Annotated in this window: 5 protein-coding genes; 4 read left to right on the top strand and 1 reads right to left on the bottom strand. The window is 38.4% G+C overall.

Annotated features, from left to right (window positions below; translation table 11 throughout):
- Both Q0L68_RS15455 and Q0L68_RS15450 read left to right on the top strand, forming a co-directional pair.
- The coding region (locus Q0L68_RS15455) for a sulfatase-like hydrolase/transferase (RefSeq protein ID WP_296704968.1) at nucleotides 1–860 on the top strand (860 nt) is incomplete at its 5' end.
- Between the two features lie 131 nt (nucleotides 861–991).
- Nucleotides 992–2,278, top strand: coding sequence for a nucleoside hydrolase-like domain-containing protein (locus Q0L68_RS15450; RefSeq protein WP_296704966.1), 1,287 nt, complete (start codon nucleotides 992–994; stop codon nucleotides 2,276–2,278).
- Nucleotides 2,279–2,306: 28 nt separating this feature from the next.
- Here the strand turns inward: Q0L68_RS15450 and Q0L68_RS15445 are convergent, their stop codons facing one another.
- Nucleotides 2,307–3,692 (bottom strand): sulfatase, encoded by a 1,386-nt coding sequence (locus tag Q0L68_RS15445; protein ID WP_296704964.1) that lies wholly within the window; start codon nucleotides 3,690–3,692, stop codon nucleotides 2,307–2,309.
- Between the two features lie 162 nt (nucleotides 3,693–3,854).
- Between Q0L68_RS15445 and Q0L68_RS15440 the strand changes: the two genes are divergently transcribed.
- Complete coding sequence (locus Q0L68_RS15440) at nucleotides 3,855–4,784, top strand: TIR domain-containing protein (RefSeq protein WP_296704962.1); 930 nt, start codon at nucleotides 3,855–3,857, stop codon at nucleotides 4,782–4,784.
- A gap of 446 nt (nucleotides 4,785–5,230) precedes the next feature.
- Nucleotides 5,231–5,425 carry a hypothetical protein gene (locus Q0L68_RS15435; RefSeq protein WP_296704960.1) on the top strand — a complete coding sequence of 65 codons (195 nt, stop codon included), beginning with the start codon at nucleotides 5,231–5,233 and terminating at the stop codon, nucleotides 5,423–5,425.
- The last annotated feature ends 93 nt before the right edge of the window (nucleotides 5,426–5,518 follow it).

The raw sequence follows: 5,518 nt of genomic DNA, 5'->3' as shown, positions 1-5,518 counted from the left end.
CGGATGAAAATGGAAATGATACCCGTTATTCCAATCCAGTTCTGGAAATCAATGGAGTTCCCAAGCATTTTAATGATGGGCAATTCTCAACGGATATCACCAGTGATTTCTTGATTGATTTTATGGAAAGGAATCAGGACCAGCCTTTTTTCGCTTATTATCCGATGATCATCACCCATTGCCCTTTTGTCCCGACACCCGATTCCAATGATTGGGATCCTACAAGTCCTGGTTCTCCCACCTATAAAGGCGATCCTCAATATTTTGGGGATATGGTGGAATACATGGATAAAATAGTCGGGAAGATCATTGCCAAAGTAGATGAATTGGGATTGAGTGAGGAGACAATTATTATTTTCACAGGGGATAATGGAACCGATCAACCTATTGTTTCTATGTACCGGGGAAAGGAATATCCGGGAGGAAAAAAGTTCACCACAGACAATGGAATTCACGTTCCTTTGGTGGTGAAATGGGATAACAATATCGCTCCAGGCACTGTCAGTGATGACCTGATTGATTTTACCGATTTTCTTCCTACCCTTTTGGAAGTTGCAGGAGTCGAAGCTCCAAAAAATACACCTTTAGATGGTGTAAGTTTCCTTCCACAGTTGATAGGTAAAAAAGGAAAACCCAGAGATTGGATTTATTCTTGGTATAGCCGAAATGGCGATCTGGAAAGTTTGCAGGAATTTGCCAGAGACAAGAAATACAAACTTTACAAAACAGGCGAATTCTACAATGTTAAAGAGGATTGGCTTGAAAAGAATCCCCTGATTTATGAAGATCTGGATAAGACTGATAAAAAGGCTTTCAAAAACCTCAATAAGGCTTTGAATAAGTTCGATGGGATTAGATAATTAGAAACTTATTAGCGTACAAATCCTAATAATCAGCAATTCAATATCAAGTATTCTCCGCTTTATCAAGCCAGTACAGGATAGAATTATGGATTGAAAAGGATAACTAGTATCCTATACTTAATATTTCTATGAATAGATCGTTTTTTCTGATTCTAATCTTATTTTCTTCATCTGTTTACTCCCAAACGATTGATTCCAAAAGACCCAGAATTCTGATCAGTACCGATATCGGAGGAACCGATCCTGATGACAATCAGAGCTTGGCGCACCTGCTGATGTACAGCGATCTCTTTGATATTGAAGGTTTGGTTTCTTCTCCTTCTTATGGCAAAGGAAGTACCTCGGAGATTTTCAGAATGATCAGCCTTTATGAATTAGATCTCCCAAAACTTCAAAAGCATAAAGATGGATTTCCAAGCCCAGACTATTTGCGTTCAGTGACCAAACAAGGAAGAAAAGGAAGTGCTCCTTTCGCAGGAATTACCAGACCTACGGAAGGCTCTGATTGGATCATTCAAGCAGCAAAAAAAGAAGACAGCAGACCGCTATGGGTTTTGGTTTGGGGAGGATTGGATGATTTGGCTCAGGCGCTTCATGATGCTCCAGAAATTCAGGAAAAAATCAGGGTTTATTGGATCGGTGGTCCCAACAAAAAGTGGAGCGCCAACAGCTACGCTTTTATAGCAAAAAATTTTCCGGATCTCTGGATGATCGAGGTTAATTCAAGTTATTATGGTTTCTTCTCCAACAATGAAAATCCTGATGTAGTCAAAACTTCTGATTATTACCCGAAACATATTCAAGGAGCTGGGAATTTAGGAGTGGATTTCAAAAGCTATTATAAGGGTGAGATAAAAATGGGAGACACACCTTCTCTCCTTTACCTGATGAATGGAGATCCAAATGATCCCACTGGAGAAAGTTGGGGTGGAAGTTTCGAGAAAATCTCCCGAAGTGCTAGAGTGATATACGACAGAACAAGCAATCTTCAGGATTCTGTGGCTTTTTGTACTACCGTTGAATTTCGATTCAGTGGCCCTGAAATAGAAGTACCGGCTGATTCTGCTGTATTTTGGATGGAGGTGCCTTATCAAAACAATTCCCAAATTTGGTCTGGCTATTATATAGGTCAAGGAAAATATAGTATTCGATACGCACCTAAACAGGCTGAAACATTGAATTTCCTGATTACTTCAAAGATCCAAGGTTTCCCAAAGGATGAAGGTCAACTGGTGGTTACCAATCTTTGGCCAGGCAAAGCAAATGAACAAGACTTCTTACTTGGAGATAATTGGTACAGCGATTCATCCAATCCTGAAAATTATGATGGAAAGCTTCAGGGAGGAAAAACAATTTTGAAGTGGAGAAATGATATACTTATGGATTGGGCAGAACGCTGGAGTTGGTTGAAGTAAGAATTCTAAATCATCTAAAAACTGAGACTTATTTTACTTTTTCGGATACCAACTCAGCGGCTTGTCGTTCAAAAACTTCGCGCATTTCTAATAATACAGAAGCATATCTAGGATTACCTGCAAGATTTTTGGTTTCCATCGGATCCTTTTTCAAATCATAAAGTTCCTCATGTGCCAGATCATCCTGATATCTAAAATATTTCCATTCTTCTGTTCGTAGCCCTTCACTGGCAGGAATGATATTTACTTTCCAAAGGTGTTCTACAATAAAATCTTTACGCTCGCTTGCCGGATTTTTTCCGATTACATAATCTGCCAGACTTAATCCCTGATAAGAGTCTGGGATCAAACTATTTGCAAACTCAAGAATTGTGGGGGCAACGTCAATATTCAGCGTAAAATCATTGATCGTTCTATGTCCTGGATTCCTTGGATCGTAAATTATCAAAGGTACCCGGATCGAATTATCATACATCAACCATTTGCCAGCGAGTTGACGCTCTCCCTGAAAGTATCCATTATCACCCATCAGGATAATGACTGTGTTTTTATCAAGTCCTTTCTCTTCCAGTGTTTTTCTGATTTTCCCTATTTCCAGATCCACTTCAGAAATCATTCGATAATAGCCTTTCATGCTATGCTGGAATTTTTCCGGCGTATCATACCGCCAATACCAGCGAGTCCGGTTTTCACCTTTTTGAACATACTCTGGCTGGGCTTCGAAATATTTATCCTGACTTAATTTGGCCTTCGGGAATTTAAAATCCTCATACAAATGATCCACATCCTCAGACCAGAAATATTGATCCTCTGCCGGATCATGGGCATGAGGAGCACTGAAACTCAGAGATAGCATAAATGGCTTATCTGAAGAAGAATTTTTAATAAACTCCTGAGCTTGATATGACGTGTACTTGGTCAAATGAACAGAATCCCCATTGATGGTTTTATAAAAGTATCCTCTTCTATCTGGAAATTGCCCATTACGATCATAGTTGTCTCCTTGATCGAATAGGTTTTCGAACCCTGAATATCTTACTCCAAATTTTCCAAAAAACCCTGTTTGATACCCTGCTTTTCTCAACTGATTTGGGTAAGAATTTGCAGCATATGCTTCTTGAAGTTCATTCGGACCAAAAGTATAACCGTGAGTTCGCTCATAAAGCCCCGTCAATAAACTAGCCCGACTCGCAGCACAAATTGGAGTAGTCACAAAGGCATTTTTGAAGTAGATTCCTTCGCCAGCCAACTTATCCATTTCAGGTGTTTGAATGATTTCATTTCCTGAAAAACCTAATGCATCCCATCGTTGATCATCTGTGAGGATAAAGATGATATTGGGTTTTTCAGTTTGAGAAAAAGCAATTGGTCTGGATAAAAAGGCAAGTATTAGGAAAGCTAGAGTATGTTTCATTGCAAGATTCAAAGTATTTAAACGCAAGAAAATGACTTTTTATAATTAACTATCCTGCTCTAAATTCCATGATTTTAAAGTTTAGCTTTTTGCATGCGTTCTTGTTTCGATTACTTATATTCATTCAAGTAGAATTGACAATCCGCTTTTTAAACTCAAAATATGAAAGACTTCTTCATAAGCTATACCGCCGCAGATGTAGATTGGGCTATTTGGATCAGTAAAATCTTGGAAGAGGCAAAATACACCACTGTTTTGCAAGCCAAAGACTTTCGCCCAGGTAATAATTTTGTTTACGAAATGTTAATGGCGTCAGAAGCAAAGAAAACCATTGCAATTTATTCAGCCGATTATTTTGCTTCCATTTTTACCATGCCAGAATGGGGTGCTGCATTTCAAGATGATCCAACGGGAGTTAAGCGGTCAATGATCCCCATTAAAGTAAAAGCATGTGAAGTCCCAAAAATGCTAAAGTCAATTGTCTATGTGGACATCGTAGAAAAAGATCAAAAAACGTCTACCGCATTGATCCTAAAAGGTGTTGCAAAAGAAAATCCATTTGATTTGAGTAAAGCTGAGTTTCCAGGTGGACCTTCTTCCCAAAAGGAATCACATCCTGCAAGTCTTTCCAATAAAGATACCGCTAATAGGTTGTTTGAAATTCTGGATACAGCTTGGACTACTTTTCAGGCACAGGCAAAACTCCGAAACAAACTAGCCCAAAAAATGAAAGATAGAATCCCAAACACCAAACGGCTTCAATATGAGGAATTCTTTCATGAATATTTTGATCAGATGTCGAAAGACGAACTAATTCTTCACCAAACTATTCGTTCCTACACCGAAAAAATATTAATGGAATACAACCAATCGGCTTTGAACCTGATAAAAGAGCATCGTGAACTTATGATAGAAATTCCACGGATCAAAGAATTGAAATCCCACTTAGAAATATGGTTGGCTAAGTTTAAGGGAATCTTTGAAAACACACCATCGAGTTGCCTGATCTATGTTGGTGTGGAAGAAAAGAAAGGATTTCCCGTCGGGATTGAAGATGAATTGAGGGAATATATTGATGGAAGTGGGAAGTAGGAAGTATGAAATCTTGGAGCGAGTTGATACGTTGTTACAAATAAGAAACCTTGAAGTAAGTACGATTTACGAAGGACGAATTACGGGAACTGACAACCGACAACCAATACAACATTTTCAATTTTTTAATTCAGGACCACGATGAATAAAATACGAAGTACGAAATGCGAACTACGAGATGGAACTATAAAAGTATTTTTTAATGTGTATATCCGCAATTCTACCAGTAAGGAGACTAATGCAATATAAAATAAGCTCAACTGTAAATTTTAGGCTGCTTCGGTCTTCGGTCATCGGTCTTCCGACCAGATAAGCAAAGAATTTAAGGTGACTGGCATCATTGCGGATAATCATATTTTTTAATATCGAATGATGAATGATGAATGTCAAATAATGAAAATAGTCAAAGAATTTAAATCAGTTTTTTTTAAGATAACTAGTTGAATTTGACTGCGCGGTGGGCCGTCGCAATAGCGGGCCAGGTGGCTGGAATGTGCGGAGGAAGCTTTATTGCGACTTGGATTTTTGGTCCTTTTGGGCCAAGCCAAAAGGACGTAGAAGAAAAAGGAAATTTAAAATTGAATAAAGAAATCAATGATAAAAGTTCGGGATTTAAAATCCCAACTGAACCATTTGAATAGGATGGAGGAAATGTTTTTTAATTTCGAATGGTGAATGATGAATAGCTAATTGGTGGAACAATTACAACCTCGACAACATTTCCTACCTCACCT

Source organism: Algoriphagus sp., from assembly GCF_024642405.1.
Lineage (GTDB): Bacteria > Bacteroidota > Bacteroidia > Cytophagales > Cyclobacteriaceae > Algoriphagus.
This window is presented reverse-complemented; position numbering and strand designations above follow the sequence as displayed.

What these genes read in the sequence shown, in the direction of transcription:
- Q0L68_RS15440 (WP_296704962.1), top strand. Translation starts at nt 3,855, where the DNA reads ATGAAAGACTTCTTCATAAGCTATACCGCCGCAGATGTAGATTGGGCT.
- Q0L68_RS15445 (WP_296704964.1), bottom strand. Translation starts at nt 3,692, where the DNA reads ATGAAACATACTCTAGCTTTCCTAATACTTGCCTTTTTATCCAGACCA.
- Q0L68_RS15450 (WP_296704966.1), top strand. Translation starts at nt 992, where the DNA reads ATGAATAGATCGTTTTTTCTGATTCTAATCTTATTTTCTTCATCTGTT.